16 protein-coding genes are annotated in these 15680 nt (G+C 68.8%); 9 read left to right on the forward strand and 7 right to left on the reverse strand.

Annotated elements, in window-relative coordinates:
- Positions 1–105: 105 nt before the first annotated feature.
- On the reverse strand, positions 106–936 hold the full coding sequence (locus tag BST14_RS20200; protein WP_083066159.1) for an arylamine N-acetyltransferase family protein: 831 nt from the start codon (positions 934–936) through the stop codon (positions 106–108).
- A gap of 130 nt (positions 937–1066) precedes the next feature.
- On the opposite strand from BST14_RS20200, the gene BST14_RS20205 reads away from it, so the two are divergent.
- Positions 1067–1540, forward strand: coding sequence for a hypothetical protein (locus tag BST14_RS20205; RefSeq protein ID WP_083066161.1), 474 nt, complete (start codon positions 1067–1069; stop codon positions 1538–1540).
- Between the two features lie 65 nt (positions 1541–1605).
- On the opposite strand, the gene hsaB is transcribed toward BST14_RS20205, so the two are convergent.
- The 4 genes from hsaB to hsaA are packed head-to-tail and all read right to left on the reverse strand — an operon-like array spanning position 1606 to position 5146.
- Positions 1606–2172 carry a 3-hydroxy-9,10-secoandrosta-1,3,5(10)-triene-9,17-dione monooxygenase reductase subunit gene (gene hsaB / locus BST14_RS20210; protein WP_083066162.1) on the reverse strand — a complete coding sequence of 189 codons (567 nt, stop codon included), beginning with the start codon at positions 2170–2172 and terminating at the stop codon, positions 1606–1608.
- Between the two features lie 11 nt (positions 2173–2183).
- Positions 2184–3086: an iron-dependent extradiol dioxygenase HsaC gene (gene hsaC / locus BST14_RS20215; RefSeq protein WP_083066163.1), complete on the reverse strand. Its 903-nt coding sequence runs from the start codon at positions 3084–3086 to the stop codon at positions 2184–2186.
- Positions 3083–3958 carry a 4,5:9,10-diseco-3-hydroxy-5,9,17-trioxoandrosta-1(10),2-diene-4-oate hydrolase gene (gene hsaD / locus BST14_RS20220; protein ID WP_083066164.1) on the reverse strand — a complete coding sequence of 292 codons (876 nt, stop codon included), beginning with the start codon at positions 3956–3958 and terminating at the stop codon, positions 3083–3085. Before hsaD ends, hsaC begins: the two co-directional genes overlap by 4 nt.
- A gap of 3 nt (positions 3959–3961) precedes the next feature.
- Positions 3962–5146, reverse strand: a complete 1185-nt coding sequence (gene hsaA, locus BST14_RS20225) for a 3-hydroxy-9,10-secoandrosta-1,3,5(10)-triene-9,17-dione monooxygenase oxygenase subunit (protein WP_083066165.1) — start codon at positions 5144–5146, stop codon at positions 3962–3964.
- Positions 5147–5304: 158 nt separating this feature from the next.
- Between hsaA and BST14_RS20230 the strand changes: the two genes are divergently transcribed.
- On the forward strand, positions 5305–6399 hold the full coding sequence (locus BST14_RS20230; RefSeq protein ID WP_083066167.1) for a ferredoxin--NADP reductase: 1095 nt from the start codon (positions 5305–5307) through the stop codon (positions 6397–6399).
- Between the two features lie 47 nt (positions 6400–6446).
- Positions 6447–6980 (forward strand): hypothetical protein, encoded by a 534-nt coding sequence (locus BST14_RS20235; protein ID WP_083066168.1) that lies wholly within the window; start codon positions 6447–6449, stop codon positions 6978–6980.
- Positions 6981–7079: 99 nt separating this feature from the next.
- Here the strand turns inward: BST14_RS20235 and BST14_RS20240 are convergent, their stop codons facing one another.
- Positions 7080–9215, reverse strand: coding sequence for an acyl-CoA dehydrogenase family protein (locus BST14_RS20240; RefSeq protein WP_083066169.1), 2136 nt, complete (start codon positions 9213–9215; stop codon positions 7080–7082).
- Positions 9216–9559: 344 nt separating this feature from the next.
- Here BST14_RS20240 and kstR point away from each other — a divergent pair, with 344 nt between their 5' ends.
- Complete coding sequence (kstR, locus tag BST14_RS20245; protein ID WP_083066184.1) at positions 9560–10159, forward strand: cholesterol catabolism transcriptional regulator KstR; 600 nt, start codon at positions 9560–9562, stop codon at positions 10157–10159.
- 6 nt (positions 10160–10165) lie between these two features.
- Here kstR and BST14_RS20250 read toward each other — a convergent pair whose 3' ends face one another.
- Positions 10166–11245, reverse strand: coding sequence for an Rv3575c family transcriptional regulator (locus tag BST14_RS20250; RefSeq protein ID WP_083066170.1), 1080 nt, complete (start codon positions 11243–11245; stop codon positions 10166–10168).
- A 125-nt stretch (positions 11246–11370) separates the two neighbouring features.
- Here BST14_RS20250 and BST14_RS20255 point away from each other — a divergent pair, with 125 nt between their 5' ends.
- Genes BST14_RS20255 through BST14_RS20275 form a run of 5 tightly spaced genes read left to right on the forward strand, consistent with a single transcriptional unit; the run spans position 11371 to position 15672 of the window.
- A complete protein-coding gene (locus BST14_RS20255) occupies positions 11371–12309 on the forward strand; it encodes a metal ABC transporter solute-binding protein, Zn/Mn family (RefSeq protein WP_083066185.1) in 939 nt (312 codons plus the stop codon).
- Entirely contained in the window at positions 12306–13127 is an 822-nt protein-coding gene (locus BST14_RS20260) for a metal ABC transporter ATP-binding protein (RefSeq protein WP_083066171.1), read from the forward strand. The genes BST14_RS20255 and BST14_RS20260 overlap by 4 nt, the downstream gene beginning before the upstream one ends.
- A complete protein-coding gene (locus tag BST14_RS20265) occupies positions 13127–13987 on the forward strand; it encodes a metal ABC transporter permease (RefSeq protein WP_083066172.1) in 861 nt (286 codons plus the stop codon). Before BST14_RS20260 ends, BST14_RS20265 begins: the two co-directional genes overlap by 1 nt.
- Positions 13988–13996: 9 nt before the next feature.
- Complete coding sequence (locus BST14_RS20270; RefSeq protein ID WP_083066173.1) at positions 13997–14755, forward strand: LamB/YcsF family protein; 759 nt, start codon at positions 13997–13999, stop codon at positions 14753–14755.
- Positions 14755–15672, forward strand: coding sequence for an MBL fold metallo-hydrolase (locus tag BST14_RS20275; protein WP_083066174.1), 918 nt, complete (start codon positions 14755–14757; stop codon positions 15670–15672). Before BST14_RS20270 ends, BST14_RS20275 begins: the two co-directional genes overlap by 1 nt.
- The last annotated feature ends 8 nt before the right edge of the window (positions 15673–15680 follow it).

Raw genomic sequence — 15680 nt, forward strand, 5'->3', positions numbered from 1 at the left:
ACCCGGCGGGGCGATCTCTTTTCTGTCGACCCGAGGGTCTGACTCCAACACGCCGCGAGACGGCTCGAGACGCCCCGCCCCACAAACCCCTAATTCAGCAAGCTCCTAGGCGTCGAGCACCTGCGCGATGCGTGCCTCGAGCGCACCCCGCTCGGCGATGCCCGCCACATCGATGCCGAACCGCTCACCGAGCACGTCGACCACCGCCGCCGCGTCGTCGAGGCGAATCTTCTCGCTGCCGTCGGCGCGGTGGATGCTCAGATTCCGGCCGGCCAGGTTGTAGCGGGCGTCGTCGGTGGCGAGCGCGACCATCAGGCCAGTCACGAATATCGACTGCGGGTGCGTGGAGACGTACCAGCTGCCCACCCTCAGGTCGACCTGCGGCACGGTGTGGGTGCCGAAAACGTACAGCGGTTGCCACTCGCCACGGACCAGGGCTTGCAAAACCAGGCCGTCGCCGCGGTCGTTCAGCCGGTATGGCTCGTGCGTGGTCGGCTGGGCGTTGCCGGTCTGCAACCGGATCGGAGACGTCAGCGTCTGGCCGCCGAACCCGACGTCGACCAGAAACGAACCGTGCGAGCCGGGGAAGGTCACCGCGAGCACCGTGTGCGTCTGGGCCCCCAGCGGCGTCCCGGGCGGCAGCATCCAGACCACCCGGCCGGCCAACCGCCGCACCCGGAAACCGATTTCGCCCAGCGCGTAGCCCATCAGGCCGTTCTGCTCGTAGCAGTACCCGCCGCGGCGCCGGCGGACCAGCTTGTCGGTGAGGGCCTGCGGGCTCAGGTCGTCGACCGGCACCCCCATCAGCGGATCGAGGTTCTCGAACGGGATGGAGCCGGTGTGGGCGGTCATCAGCGCCTGGAGCACCTCGAGGTTCGGCTCGGCCGGACCGTCGTAGTTGATGCGGTCGAAGTACGCGTTCAGGTCCAGCGTCATGACACCATTCTCCGGCCTTGGACTCGCGCGAGAGCACCGGGCGCCGCCCCCGATTGTTTGATTGCTGACAAATACGGCAACCCGCCGAGCGAGGCCTCAGCGCTTCGGTATATCGACAACGGAGTCCATCATGAACACCAACAACACCGTCTGGATCATCATCGCCGCAGTGGTGGCGGTCCTGCTGCTCGTCGCGCTCGCCATCGCAGCCCGCGCAGCCACCAGGCGCCGCCGCGCGCGCCAGGCCGAGGGGATTCGCGAACAAGCCAGGCTGGAGACCGCCAAGGTCGAGCGCCGCGAGGCGCTGGCGGCGGAGACGGCGGCGAAAGCCCGTGCCGCCCAAGCCGAAGCCGAGGCGAAGGCGGCAGAAGCCGCCCGGCTGCAGGATCGGGCGTCGACCCATCAGACCGAAGCGGCGTCCTCGCGCGAACAGCTGGACGAGCAGTTCAAGCGTGCTGACAGCCTGGACCCGAAGCCCAAGGCCGACAAGGACGCCGTTACCGGCGATGCCGCCTCCGGCCGCGACCCCGCGTGGAGCCAGGAGCAGCCGATAGCGGACAACTCCCCCACGGTGGACATGTCGGCGGACCGGCGCGACCGGTAGGGCGCCGCTAAATTCGACTGTCCGACTCCTCCTCGCGCCGCTTCACGGCGCGCATTGTCGCCGGACTAAAGCCAGGTGTCCTGGGTGGTGGTGGTCAGGAAGGCTTCCAGGTCGTCACGCCACTGCGCCGGTGTCGTCTTGTCCGGTTCGATACCGGTGTATTCACCGCGATAGAACAGCAGCGGCCGCGGCTTGATCTTGGGGGCCTCCGAAAGCGACTGCACCGCACCGAATACCACGAAGTGATCGCCCCCGTCGTGTGCGGAGGCCACCGTGCAGTCGATGTAGGCCAGCGAACCGTCGATGATCGGCGAACCGAGTTGGGAAGGGTGCCAGTCGATTCCGGCGAACTTGTCGGGTTCCTTGGAGCCGAAGCGGGCCGAGACGTGCTTCTGCCGCTCGGTCAGCATGTTGACGCAGAACCGGCCGCTGGCCTCGATTGCCTGCCACGACCGCGACACCTTGGTGGGACAGAACAGCACCAGCGGCGGGTCGAGCGACAGCGCCGCGAAGGACTGGCAGGCGAATCCGACCGGAACGTCGTCATGCACGGTGGTGATGATGGTGATCCCGGTGCAGAACTGGCCTAGCACGCTGCGGAACGTGCGCGGATCGATCGGCGCGGCAGTCATGGCCTGAAAAATTAACCTTTGAATCCGACGCTGAAGTCGTGGCCCCACAGGCTGATCGCGGTGCTCTCCCGGGCAATCCAATCGTCGTCTTCGACTTTCCTACCCTCGCAACCGAATTCAACGTCGAACCCGCTGGGAGTCTTCATGTAGAAGGACAGCATCAGGTCGTTGACGTGGCGGCCCAGCGTCGCCGACATGGGCACCTTGCGGCGCAGCGCCCGGTCCAGGCACAGCCCGACGTCGTCGGCGTTCTCGACCTCGACCATCAGGTGCACGATGCCGCTGGGGGTCTGTCCGGGCATGAAGGCCAGGCTGTGGTGCCGGGGGTTGCAGCCCAGAAACCGCAGCCAGGCCGGCGGCCCGTCGGCGGGGCGGCCGACCACCTGCGGCGGCAGTCGCATCGAGTCGCGCAGCTTGAAGCCGAGCACGTCGCGGTAGAAGTGCAGCGTCTCCTCGTCGTCGCGGGTGGTCAACACCACGTGGCCGAGGCCCTGCTCCTCGGTGACGAACTTGTGCCCGTACGGGCTGACCACGCGGCGGTGCTCCAGCGCGGCGCCGTGGAAGACCTCCAGGCGGTTGCCGGAAGGGTCGGAGAACCGGATCATCTCGTCGACCCGGCGATCGGCCAACTCGGCGGCGGTTGCCTCCTTATAAGGCGTGCCCTCGATGTCGAGCCGATTCCGAATCTCTTGTAGCCCTGCGGCATTCGCGCATTCCCAGCCGGCCTCGATGAGCCGGTCCTGTTCGCCGGGCACGATCACCAGCCGCGCGGGGAAGTCGTCCATCCGCAGATACAGCGCACCCTCGGTAGCACCCTTGCCCTCGACCATGCCGAGGACCTTGCAGCCGTAGTCACGCCAGGCCGCAATGTCGGTGGCCTCGATACGCAGATAGCCCAGAGAGCGGATGCTCATCGCGCACCTCCCAGGAAATCGATGGTGAGCTTGTTGAACTCGTCGAACTTCTCCACCTGTGCCCAGTGCCCACATTGCCCGAAAACGTGAAGCTGTGCACGCGGAATGGTTTTCAGTGCGACCAGCGCGCCGTCCAGCGGGTTGACCCGGTCCTCGCGGCCCCAGATCAGCAGCACCGGCTGGCGCAGCCGATGCACCTCGCGCCACATCATGCCCAGCTCGAAATCGGCTCCGGCGAAAGACATTCCCATCGCCCGCGTCGCCGTCAGCGATTCGGGCGTGCTGGCCAACTCGAAACGCTGGTCGATCAATTCGTCGGTGATCAGTTTCTGGTCGTAGACCATCACCCGCAGAAACGCCTCGAGGTTTTCCCGGGTGGGCTCGGCGGAGAACCTGCCCAGCCGCTTGACGCCCTCGGTCGGGTCGGGCGCGAACAGGTTCACGCTCACCCCGCCGGGGCCCATCAGCACCAGGCGCCCGGCCCGGTCCGGGTAGTCCAGCGCGAAGCGGACCGCGGTGCCGCCGCCCAGCGAATTCCCAATCAGCGGAACGCGTCCCAGGCCCAGCTGGTCGAAGAGCCCCTTGAGCGCTCGGGCCGCGTAGTGGTTGAACTGCCCGTGCTCGACACGCTTGTCGGAGTGGCCGTAGCCCGGCTGGTCGACGGCCAGCACGTGAAACCGCTCGGCCAGCACCGGGATGTTGCGGGAGAAGTTGGTCCAACTCGCCGCGCCCGGACCGCCACCGTGCAGCAGCACGATTGTCTGCTCATTGCCGACGCCGGCTTCGTGATAGTGCAGCTTCAGCGGCCCGTCGAGGTCGACCTCGGCGAATCGCGAGGTGGACTCGAACGTCAGCTCCTCGATAGCCGTCACGGCTTAGACCATGGTGTCGCCGGGCGGCAACCCGAACTCGTTGTTCCCGAAGATCTGGTAGGCGCGCTCCGGGTCGTTGGCCGCGTGCACCCGGCCCGCGTGCGCGTCACGCCAGAACCGTTGCACCGGTTGGTCGTTGCCCAAAGCGGTGGCGCCGGATGCCTCGAACAGCCGGTCGATGGAGGCGATCGCGCGGCCGGTGGCGCGCACCTGGTCGCGCCGCGCCCGGGCGCGCAGGCCGAACGGGATCTCCTTGCCGGCACTCAGCAGGGCATACTCGTCGGCGACGTTGCCGCTCAGTTGGCGCCAGGCCGCGTCGATGTCGCTGGCCGCCTCGGCGATGCGCACCTTGGCGAACGGGTCGTCCTTGGCCTTCTCGCCCGCGAATGCCGCGCGCACCCGCTTGCCCTGGTGCTCGACGTGCGCGTCGTACGCGCCGTAGGCCATCCCGACGATCGGCGCGGAAATGGTGGTGGGATGCATTGTGCCCCAAGGCATCTTGTAGACCGGAGCGGTGTTGGTCTGGTACCCGCCGGCGGTGCCGTCGTTCATGGCCTTGTAGGACAGGAACCGGTGCCGCGGCACGAAGACGTCCTTGACGACGACGGTGTTGCTGCCGGTGCCACGCAGGCCGACGACGTGCCACACGTCGTCGATGCGGTACTCGCTGCGCGGAATCAGGAAGCTGCCGAAGTCGACCGGACGGCCGTCCTTGATCACCGGGCCGCCGAGGAAGGCCCACGTGGCGTGGTCACAACCCGAGGACCAATTCCACGAACCGTTGACCAGATAGCCGCCGTCGGTCACCACGCCCGCGCCCATCGGGGCATACGACGACGAGACCCGCACGTTCGGGTCCTCGCCCCAAACCTCCTCCTGCGCCCGCTGGTCGAACAGCGCCAGGTGCCAGTTGTGCACGCCGATGATCGAGCTTACCCAGCCGGTGGAACCACACGCGCTGGCCAGTCGGCGGACCGCCTCGTAGAACAGCGCCGGATCGCACTGCAACCCGCCCCACTGCTCGGGCTGCAACAGGGTAAAAAAGCCCACGTCCTTAAGGTCCTGGACGGTCTCGTCGGGCAGCCGCCGCAGGTCCTCTGTCGCCTGAGCGCGTTCGCGAATCTGCGGGAGCAGATCATCGATGCCAGCCAACACGGACTGCGCATCGCGCTGTTGAATGGACGTCACTTACGTTTGCCTCCTGCGCCAGACTTACTCAGCGGACTTACACCAGAGACTAGAACACGTTCCGATTTGTGTCGAGCAGGGTATTCCTGCGGCTGGTAGCGGTACGAATCCGCTTTTCTGTAACATGTTCTAGTTGTACTGAAAGGAAGGGACGGGCCTTGACCGAGGCGGATCTGGACCAAGCACCCGACGAGCCGCTGGGTGACCACGTCCTCGAACTGCAGGTCGCCGAGGTCATCGCCGAGACCGACGACGCGCGGTCGCTGGTGTTCGCGGTGCCGGACGACGCGGGCGACCCCGCCATCCCGCCCGAGCGGCTACGGTACGCGCCGGGCCAGTTCTTGACGCTGCGCGTACCCAGCGAGCGCACCGGCTCGGTCGCCCGTTGCTATTCGCTGTGCAGCTCGCCGTTCACCGACGACGCGCTCACGGTCACCATCAAGCGCACCGCGGACGGTTACGCGTCCAACTGGCTGTGCGACCACGCCAAGGCGGGCATGCGGATCCACGTGCTGGCCCCGTCGGGCAACTTCGTGCCCAAAACGCTGGGCGACGACTTTCTGTTGCTGGCCGCGGGCAGCGGCATCACGCCCATCATGTCGATCTGCAAGTCCGCGCTCGCCGAGGGCAACGGCCAGGTGACCCTGCTCTACGCCAATCGCGACGACAAGTCGGTGATCTTCGCCGACGCGCTGCGCGAGCTGTCCGCCAAGTATCCCGACCGGCTCACGGTGCTGCACTGGCTGGAATCGCTGCAGGGCCTGCCCAGCGTGGCCGCGCTGGCCAGGCTGGTCGCCCCGTACACGGATCGGCCCGTGTACATCTGCGGCCCCGGCGCCTTCATGGATTCGGCGAAGGAGGCGCTGGAAACGCTGAAAGTGCCTGCGGCGCAGATCCATATCGAGGTGTTCAAGTCGCTCGACTCCGACCCCTTCGCGGCGATCAAGCTCGAGGATGCCCGCGAGGGCGACGAGCCGCCAGCCACCGCGGTGGTGGAACTGGACGGCGAGACCCACACCGTGTCGTGGCCGCGCAACGCCAAGTTGCTCGACGTCCTGCTGGCCAAGGGCCTCGACGCGCCCTTCTCCTGTCGCGAGGGTCACTGCGGCGCGTGCGCATGCACGCTGCGCAAGGGCAACGTGAGCATGGAGGTCAACGACGTGCTCGAGCAGCAGGATCTCGACGAGGGCCTGATCCTGGCCTGTCAATCTCACCCGGAATCTGATTCGGTAGAAGTCACCTACGACGAGTAGGCGCGGGACTAAGTTCACCGTTGGGGTCACCGGGAAAGGGAGCATCGATGATGCGGCTGGTATCGGGATTCGCAGTCGTCGCAGTGCTGCCGATGTTTGCGCCCGCCGGGGTGTGCGCGGCGGCGAGCAACACCGCCACCACGCTGTTCCCGCTGGACGGGCCCAACCAGCTGGAGACTCGGACCGTCCTCAATTGCTTCAAGGCCGACGGTCACTGTGACTTCACCGCCGGGGCGGACATGCTGACACCCGACGGGGTGACCGGTTTTCCGCCCGGCCTGTGGGCCCGCCAAACCACCGAGATCCGGTCCTCGAACCGGCTGGCTTACCTCGACGCCCACGCCTCCGGCCAGTACGAGCGGGTGATGAAGTCGATGGGTTCCGACGAGATCACCACCATCTACATGGGCGAGGGCCCGCCGGACAAATACCAGACCAACGGGCGCATCGACTCCACCGATTGGCAGACGGGGCAGCCCAAGACCGACAACAACGTCATCGCCTGCACCCACATCCAGGTGGTCTACCCCGGGGTCAACATCACCTCCCCGAGCACCTGCGCGCAGACCACCTTCTCCTAAGCCCTACTCGGGGTAATCGCCGAACCGACCGCGGCAACCGCACCACGGCCGACCGGACGGTGAGAAGCGCGAATTACACGCCGCCGCAACCGATCTCGGCTAGCGCGGCAGCCCCAGAAGTCGCTCCGCGGCGACGGTGAGCAGGATCTGTTCGGTGCCGCCGGCGATGGTCAGGCAGCGGGTGTTGAGGAAGTCGAACACCGCCTGGTTGTGCACCAGGCCGCCGCCCTCGGACACATCCATGGTGAATTCGGCCAGGGCCTGGCGGTAGCGGACACCGATGAGCTTGCGCACGCTGGACTGCGCCCCGGGGTCCTGCCCACCCACCGCCAGCTGGGCGATGCGTTGGTCCAGCAGCGCGCCGGTCTGCGCGGCAATGATCAACCGCCCCAACCGGTCTTGCTGCGCGGCGTCGAGATCGAGCTCGGCCAGCAGCTCGAGCAATTCCTCCATCGGGTTGCCCAGCGCCGTTCCGTTGGCCATCGCGACGCGCTCGTTGGCCAGCGTGGTGCGGGCCAGCCGCCAGCCGTCGTTCACCTCGCCGACGACCAGCTCGTCGGGAACGAACACGTTGTCCAGGAACACCTCGTTGAACAAGGAGTCGCCGGTGATCTCGCGCAGCGGGCGGATCTCGATGCCCGGTGAGCTCATCTCCACCAGGAAGTAGGTGATGCCCTTGTGTTTCGGCGCGTCCGGGTCGGTGCGCGCCAGGCACACGCCCCAGCGCGCCTTGTGCGCCGCCGACGTCCACACCTTCTGCCCGGTCAACAGCCAGCCGCCGCCGGTCCGGACCGCCTTGGTGCGCAGCGACGCCAGGTCCGAGCCGGCTCCCGGTTCGGAAAACAGTTGACACCAAAGGAATTCGCCGCGCATGGTGCCCGGCACGAAGCGCTCGATCTGCTCCTGCGTGCCGTGCTCGAGGATGGTCGGCGCCGCCCACCACCCGATCACCAGGTCGGGCCGCGCCACGCCGGCCGCCGCCAGCTCCTGATCGATCAGCAGCTGCTCGGCCGGTCCGGCGCCGCGCCCGTAGGGCGGCGGCCAGTGCGGTGCCTGCAGACCCGCCACGGCCAGCGCAGCCTGCCGCTTCTCCTCGGGCAGTTCGGCGATCTGCGCGACGGCGGCGGCGATCTCCGCCCGCCGGTCCTCGACCTCGGTGAGGTCGATACCCAGGCGGCGTCGCACACCCGACTGGGTCAGCGCGGTGATGCGGCGCAGCCAGGCCTCGGCCCCGCCCAGGAAGCGGCCGATGGCGTGCGCCCGACGCAGGTACAGATGCGCGTCGTGCTCCCAGGTGCAGCCGATGCCGCCGAGCACCTGGATGCAGTCCTTGACGCTGGCCTTCACGGCGGCGATGCCGGTGCTCGCGGCCAGGGCCGCCGCGATACAGAACTGGGATTCGTCGCCCTCGGCGGCCGCCCGCGCGGCATCGGCGGCGGCCACCTCGGCCTGCTCGGCGCGGCACAGCATCTCGGCGCAGATGTGCTTGATGGCCTGGAAGCTGCCGATCGGCTTGCCGAACTGCTCGCGAACCTTGGCGTAGGCGACGGCGGTCTCCAGCGACCATCGGGTGATGCCGGCCGCCTCGGCCGCCAGCACGGTCGCGGCCAGCTCCTCGACGCGCTCGCGCTTGTCCGCCACCACCGTGCCCAGTGCCGAGTCCAGCACCACCCGGGCCAACGGCTGGGAGAAGTCGGTGGCCCGCAGGGGTTCGATCCGCACGCCCTCGCTGCCGGTGTCGATCAGCAACCACCTGCCGTCGGCCGGCGCCAACAGCACGGCGCCGTCGGCCACGCCCAGCGCGAACGGCAGTGTGCCTGACGCCGTCGACGTCGCGGCGTCGAACCGGATGTCACCGTCGAGGGCCAGCCCGGCGAAGCGCTCGCCGGCGACGAGCGCCGCCAGCAATTCCGGGGCCGAGCCGGCCTCGGCGAGGACCACCGTGGCCAGGGCGGTGGCGGCCACCGGCCCGGGGACCAGCGCCTTCGCCGCTTCCTCGACCATCGCGCACAGGTCTTCGATGCTGCCGTCAGCCCCGCCGAACTCCTCCGGGATCGCGACGCCGAAGATGCCCAGCTCGGCCAGCCGGGAGAATACCGGGCGCCAGGCGTCGGCCTTGCCCTGCTCCACGTCGCGGATCGCCGCTGTGCCGCCCGGCCCCGACGTCGAATTGCGGGCCCAGTCGCGCACCAGCGCCCGCGCGGCAAACTGCTCGTCGGTGATGGTCGCTACCACCTTGGGGACCTCCGCGTCCTTGACTCGACGTGACAAGGGGTGACGGACCCCTGTCCCGATTGTGCGATCTGCCCGCCAAGCGGGTACGTCTGGATCGCGTGTTGGCACGCAACCCGCTCTCTTCGAGACTAGAACGTGTTCTAATAGTGCCAGTGGTCGACCGTCAAGTCGAACGCCATTGCAGCAGCACAGCGCTCGTCCGCGGCGGTATGGAGGTGGGAAATTCACGCGCAGAATGCTTATCGTTTGCAGACGAACCGCCGGGAACAGGAGCAAACCGTCACATGCCAGCCGACGCAAATCCGAGCCGCGTGTCTGACGCGCAGCCGCGCGAGGTTCTGAACGTGGCGGTACTGGCGGAGTCCGAGCTGGGTTCGGAGGCGCAGCGGGAACGCCGCAAGCGCATCCTGGATGCCACCATGGCCATCGCCTCCAAAGGCGGCTACGAGGCGGTTCAGATGCGCGCGGTGGCCGATCGCGCCGACGTCGCGGTGGGGACGCTGTACCGGTATTTTCCGTCGAAGGTGCACCTGCTGGTATCGGCGCTGGGCCGTGAGTTCAGCCGCATCGACGCCAAGACGGACCGCTCGGCGATGACCGGCGGCACGCCCTTTCAGCGGCTCAACTTCATGGTGGGCAAACTCAACCGCGCGATGCAGCGCAACCCCCTGCTGACCGAGGCGATGACGCGGGCCTACGTGTTCGCCGACGCGTCGGCGGCCAGCGAGGTCGACCAGGTCGAGAAGCTCATCGATTCGATGTTCGCGCGCGCGATGGCCGACGGCGAACCGACCGAGGACCAGTACCACATCGCCCGGGTGATCTCCGACGTGTGGCTGTCGAACCTGCTGGCGTGGCTCACCCGGCGGGCCTCGGCCACCGACGTCAGCAAACGGCTGGACCTGGCCGTGCGGTTGCTGATCGGCGACCAGGACGCCAAGTAGCCCGGCTCACGCCGGCGCGCCTGCGGTGCGACCCCGGATGAGCTCGGTGTCCAACAGTTCGACGGCCGGCAGGCCCGACCGCGGTGGCTTCAACAACAGCTCCCCGGCCCGGCGGCCCTTCTGCAGGCTGGACTGCGACACCGTGGTCAGCCCGCGGTTGATGGCCTCGGGCACGCCGTCGAAGCCGGTGACGGTCATCTGCCCCGGCACGTAAATGCCGTGTGCGCGCAGGTAATCCATGGCCGACAGGGCCAGGATGTCCGCGGTGCACATGAGCGCGGTGATCCGCGGATTGGCCTCCAGCGCCGCCTTGGCGGCCGCGCCACCCGATTCGGGCAGGTGCTCGTAGCTTTCCACCACCGTCAACGAATCGGGTTCCACGCCGGCGGCCGTCATCGCCTCCCACACGCCGATGATTCGCTCGCGCTGCACGTCGAATGCGGGCGAGCGGAGCCGCTCGGCGTCCACCAGGCCCTGGCGCCGGTCCCGGCCCAGCCGCATGGTCAGCAGACCGATCTCGCGATGCCCCAGGCCCAGCACGTAATCGGCGAGCTCCCGCATCGCCGCGCGGTCGTCGATGCCCACGCGCGAAACGCCGGCCAGCCCCTTGGGCTGGTCGACCACCACGATCGGCAGCCGCCGCTGCAACGCCACCTGCAGGTAGGGATCTTCGTCGCACACCGAATAGACCACGAAGCCGTCGACGCCGGCCGAAAGCACGGCGGCGGTGCCGTCGGCGAGGCTGCGGCTGGGTCCGACGGCCACCAGCAGCAGCCCCTGTCCGAGCGCCTCGCAGGACTGCGCCACGCCGGTGACGAAGTCGCGCGCGGCGGGGTCGCTGAAGAAGTAGGTCAGCGGTTCGGCCATCACCAGGCCGACCGCGCCGGCCTTGCGGGTCCGCAACGAACGCGCCACCGGATCGGGACCGGCGTAGCCCAGCCGCTTGGCCGTCGCGAGCACCCGCGCACGCAGGTCCGGGGAGAGCTGATCCGGCCGGTTGAAGGCATTCGAGATCGTCGTGCGCGAAACGTTGAGCTCGTCGGCCAACGACGCCAGAGTCGCACGCCGGCGCGGTGTGGGACTCACGTTCGGTGAGGCTACAGCGGATCGGGACTCGTGTACGCGCTTCAGCATGCGGCTTTGTAATGGAAACGGTTTTCATTAGTATTGAGGACCGGCCGACGGGCCGGCGGGAGGAATCGGACGTGCGCATGGCAGCGACGCGGCAGCGAACGGCTACGGCCGGGACCGCCGACGCCACGCGATGGCTGGCGGCCGCCCTGGCGTTGGCCGCCGGCGCGGCGCTCACCGGCTGCGGCGCAACGACGCATCCACACGCGAACTCGGTCGTCGCCTCCACCGACGTGTGGGGCAGCGTGGCGCGCGCCGTCACCGGCCGCCACGTCGCCGTCAAATCGATCCTGAGCGGGGCGGACATCGACCCACACGCCTACGAGGTCAGTCCCGCCGACGCCGCCGCGATCGCCGACGCCCCGTTGGTCGTCTTCAACGGCGGCGGTTACGACGGCTGGGTCGACGACGTGCTGGCCCGCCACCCGGACGCCAAGCCGGTCAATGCCTACTCGTTTCTGCACAACGACGGCGGGGACCGCGACACGCACGTCTTCTACGATCTGGGCGTCGCCAAATCGGTGGCGAACACCATCGCCGAGCGCCTCGCGACGATCGACGCGGGCAACGCCGCCGACTACCGGTCCAACGCCGCCGCGTTCGGCCGCGACACCGACTCGATCGCCGGCGCCGAACACGCCATCGCAACCGCCTACCCCAACACCTCGGTCGTCGCGACCGAACCGGTCGCGTTCTACCTGCTGAAGGCTACGGGCCTGGTGAACCGGACCCCGCCCGCGTTCGAGGCGGCCATCGAGAACGAGACCGATCCGGCGCCCGCCGACATGGCGATGGTCCTCGAACTGGTCAACCGGCATCAGGTGTCGGCGGTGCTGGTCAACCCGCAGACCTCCACCACCGCGATCAACGGCCTGCGCGACGCCGCGCGGCACGCGGGTGTGCCGATCACCGACGTGTCCGAAACGTTGACCGAAGGCATGGAATATCTTTCCTGGCAACGCAATACGGTCAATCAGCTGCAGTCCGCGTTGCGGTCGAGCCGGCCCGTACCGTCGTGAGTCTCGAACCCGTCGCGGCTATCGAAAACCCCGCGGAAACGGTTTCGCTGCGGGGGGCGCGGCTGTCCTTCGGAGACCGCGTGCTGTGGGACCACCTTGACCTGTCGGTGTCGCGCGGCGAATTCATCGCGGTGCTGGGCCCGAACGGCAGCGGCAAGACGTCGCTGCTCAAGGTGCTGCTCGGGCAGCTGGCGCTGAGCGCCGGTGTCGGGCTGGTGGACGGCAAGCCGATCACCTCGGGCAGCGGACGCATCGGCTATGTGCCCCAACACCATCCGATGGACGCCGACGTGATGCTGCGCGGGCGCGATTTGGTGCGGTTGGGCATCGACGGGCCGCGCTGGGGCGCTATCCCGCTGCGGCCGGCCGATCGGGCCCGCCGGCGCGCGGCCGTGCACCAGGCGCTGCGCCAGGTCAACGGCGAACACCTGGCGGACGTCCGGGTCGGGATGATGTCGGGCGGCGAGTTGCAGCGGGTGCGCATCGCCCAGGCATTGGTCAGCGACCCGCTGCTGTTGCTGTGCGACGAGCCGCTGCTGACGCTGGACCCGGCTAACGCCAGGCTGGTGTCGGCGCTCATCGAACGGCGCCGCCAGGACGCCGCGACCACGGTCATCGTGGTCACCCACGAGATCAACCCGATCCTGCCGTACGTGGACCGACTGCTGTATCTGGTCGACGGCCGGTTCGAGATCGGCACGGTCGAGCAGGTGATGACCAGCCAGACCCTCTCGGCGCTCTACCAATCCGACATCCAGGTGGTGAAGGTCAAGGACGGCTATGTGGTCGCCGGCGCTCGTGACGACGGGTACTGCTGATGGAGCATCGGCTCGCCGGCCCGCTGAACCACCTGTTCTCCTTCGACATCACCGCCCACCTCCTCGCCCACGACTTCGTGCAGCGGGCGCTGGTGGCGGCCGCCCTGCTGGGACTGGTGGCCGGGCTGATCGGGCCGTTCATCGTGATGCGGCAGATGTCGTTCGCCGTGCATGGTTCCAGCGAATTGTCGCTGACCGGAGCCGCTTTCGCGCTGCTGGTCGGCTTCGGCGTGGGCGTCGGCGCGCTGATCGGCAGCGCCCTGGCCGCGGCGCTGTTCGGTGTGCTCGGGCGGCGCGACCGGGAGCGCGACTCGGTGATCGGCGTGGTGCTGGCGTTCGGGCTGGGCCTGGCGGTGTTGTTCATCCATCTCTACCCGGGCCGCACGTCGACCAGCTTCGCCCTGCTGACCGGCCAGATCGTCGGGGTGGGCTACACGGGCCTGACCATGCTGGCGCTGGTCTGCCTGCTCGTCATCGCCGTGCTGGCGGCCTGTTACCGCCCGCTGCTGTTCGCCACGGTCGATCCCGACGTCGCCGCCGCCCGCGGGGTGCCGGTCTACGCGCTGGGCATCGTGTTCGCCGCCCTGGTCGGGGTGGTGGCGGCCCAGGCGGTGCAGGTCGTCGGCGCGCTGCTGGTGATGTCGTTGCTGATCACACCGGCGGCCGCGGCGGCCCGGGTGGTCGCCTCGCCGGCGGCGGCGATGGCGACGTCGGTGGTGTTCGCCGAGGTGTCCGCGGTGGGCGGCCTGGTGCTGTCGCTGGCGCCCGGCGTGCCGGTGTCGGTCTTCGTCGCGAGCATCTCGTTCCTGATCTATTTGGTCTGCTGGCTGATCGGGCGCCGGCGATCCGCTGCCGCTTAAGCTGGCCGGGTGGCCGCTATCGACCTCAACGCCGACCTGGGCGAGGGCTTCGGCGTCTGGCGCCTGGGTGACGACGAGGCCATGCTCGGCATCGTCAGCAGCGCCAACGTCGCGTGCGGTTTCCACGCCGGTGACCCGGCGGGCCTGCTGCGGGTATGCCGGTCAGCGGCGCGGCGCGGGGTCCGCATCGGGGCGCAGGTGAGCTATCGCGACCTGGCCGGGTTCGGCAGGCGCTTCATCGACGTCACCGCCGAGGACCTGATCGCCGACGTGGTGTATCAGATCGGCGCGCTGCGGGCGATAGCGCACGCGGCCGGTTCCACGGTTTCCTACGTCAAACCGCATGGCGCCCTGTACAACACGATCGTCACCCACGTCGAGCAGGCCGCCGCCGTAGCCGAGGCGGTGCGGCTGGTGGACGCGAGGTTGCCGGTGTTGGGCATGGCGGGCTCGGCGTTCTTCGACGAAGCCGCCCGGCGCGAGTTACGCACCGTCGCAGAGGCTTTCGCCGACCGGGCCTATCGGCCCGACGGCCGGCTGGTGTCCCGCCGGGAGCAGGGGGCGGTGCTGGCGGACCCGGCGGTGATCGCCGACCGGGTGGCGACCATCGTCGATTCGGGGCAGCTCACCGCGATCGACGGCACCCAACTCACGCTGAAGGTGGAATCGGTTTGCGTGCACGGCGATTCGCCCGGTGCGGTGCAGATCGCCGCCGCCGTGCGCGACCGCCTTGCCCGGACCGGCACCGATATCAGGGCGTTCTGCTGATGCGGCTGAAACTCGGGCGCCCCGACATCGCGCGGTACACCGACCGTTTCGACGCCCCCGCCGCCGAACCCGACGGGCTCTCGGTGACCTGGATCGGCGTGGCGACCCTGCTGATCGACGACGGCTCGTCGGCATTGATGACCGACGGCTACTTCTCCCGGCCCGGCCTGGCCAAGATCGCGGCGGGCAAGGTGGCGCCCTCGCCGGCGCGCGTCGACGGCTGCCTGGCCCGGGCCAAGGTCTCGCGCCTGGCGGCGGTCATCCCGGTGCACACCCACGTCGACCACGCGCTGGATTCCGCACTGGTCGCCGATCGCACCGGCGCGCAGCTGGTCGGCGGGCAGTCGGCGGCCAACGTCGGGCGGGGGTACGGCCTGCCGGAGAACCGGATCGTCGTCGCGGTGGACGGCGCGCCGATCCGGCTGGGCGCCTACGACGTCACCCTGATCGAATCGCACCACTGCCCGCCCGACCGGTTTCCCGGCGTCATCGGCGAACCGGTGACCCCGCCGGTGCGGGCGTCGGCGTATCGCTGCGGCGAGTCCTGGTCGACGCTGGTGCACCACCGACCGACGGGCCGGCGGCTGCTGATCCAGGGCAGTGCGGGCTTCGTCAAGGGCGCGCTGACGGGCCGGCGCGCCGACGCGGTGTACCTGTCCGTCGGGCAGCTGGGACTGCGGCCGCGGTCATATCTGGTCGACTACTGGACCGAGACCGTGCGGGCAGTGGGCGCGCGCCGGGTGATCCTCATCCACTGGGACGACTTCTTCCGCCCGCTGACAAAACCGTTGCGGGCCTTGCCCTATGCCGGCGACGACCTGGACGTCTCCGTCCGCATCCTCGACGAGCTGGCCACCGAGGACGGCGTCTCGGTGCACCTGCCCACGGTGTGGCGGCGCGAAGACCCTTGGAAGTAAAGCGGTTG

This window comes from Mycobacterium arosiense ATCC BAA-1401 = DSM 45069, assembly GCF_002086125.1.
GTDB lineage: Bacteria > Actinomycetota > Actinomycetes > Mycobacteriales > Mycobacteriaceae > Mycobacterium > Mycobacterium arosiense.

Bases quoted from the DNA above. Each gene is read 5' to 3' on its own strand.
- BST14_RS20200 (WP_083066159.1), bottom strand. From the start codon at position 936: ATGACGCTGGACCTGAACGCGTACTTCGACCGCATCAACTACGACGGT.
- BST14_RS20205 (WP_083066161.1), top strand. From the start codon at position 1,067: ATGAACACCAACAACACCGTCTGGATCATCATCGCCGCAGTGGTGGCG.
- hsaB (WP_083066162.1), bottom strand. From the start codon at position 2,172: ATGACTGCCGCGCCGATCGATCCGCGCACGTTCCGCAGCGTGCTAGGC.
- hsaC (WP_083066163.1), bottom strand. From the start codon at position 3,086: ATGAGCATCCGCTCTCTGGGCTATCTGCGTATCGAGGCCACCGACATT.
- BST14_RS20235 (WP_083066168.1), top strand. From the start codon at position 6,447: ATGATGCGGCTGGTATCGGGATTCGCAGTCGTCGCAGTGCTGCCGATG.
- BST14_RS20255 (WP_083066185.1), top strand. From the start codon at position 11,371: ATGGCAGCGACGCGGCAGCGAACGGCTACGGCCGGGACCGCCGACGCC.
- BST14_RS20265 (WP_083066172.1), top strand. From the start codon at position 13,127: ATGGAGCATCGGCTCGCCGGCCCGCTGAACCACCTGTTCTCCTTCGAC.
- BST14_RS20275 (WP_083066174.1), top strand. From the start codon at position 14,755: ATGCGGCTGAAACTCGGGCGCCCCGACATCGCGCGGTACACCGACCGT.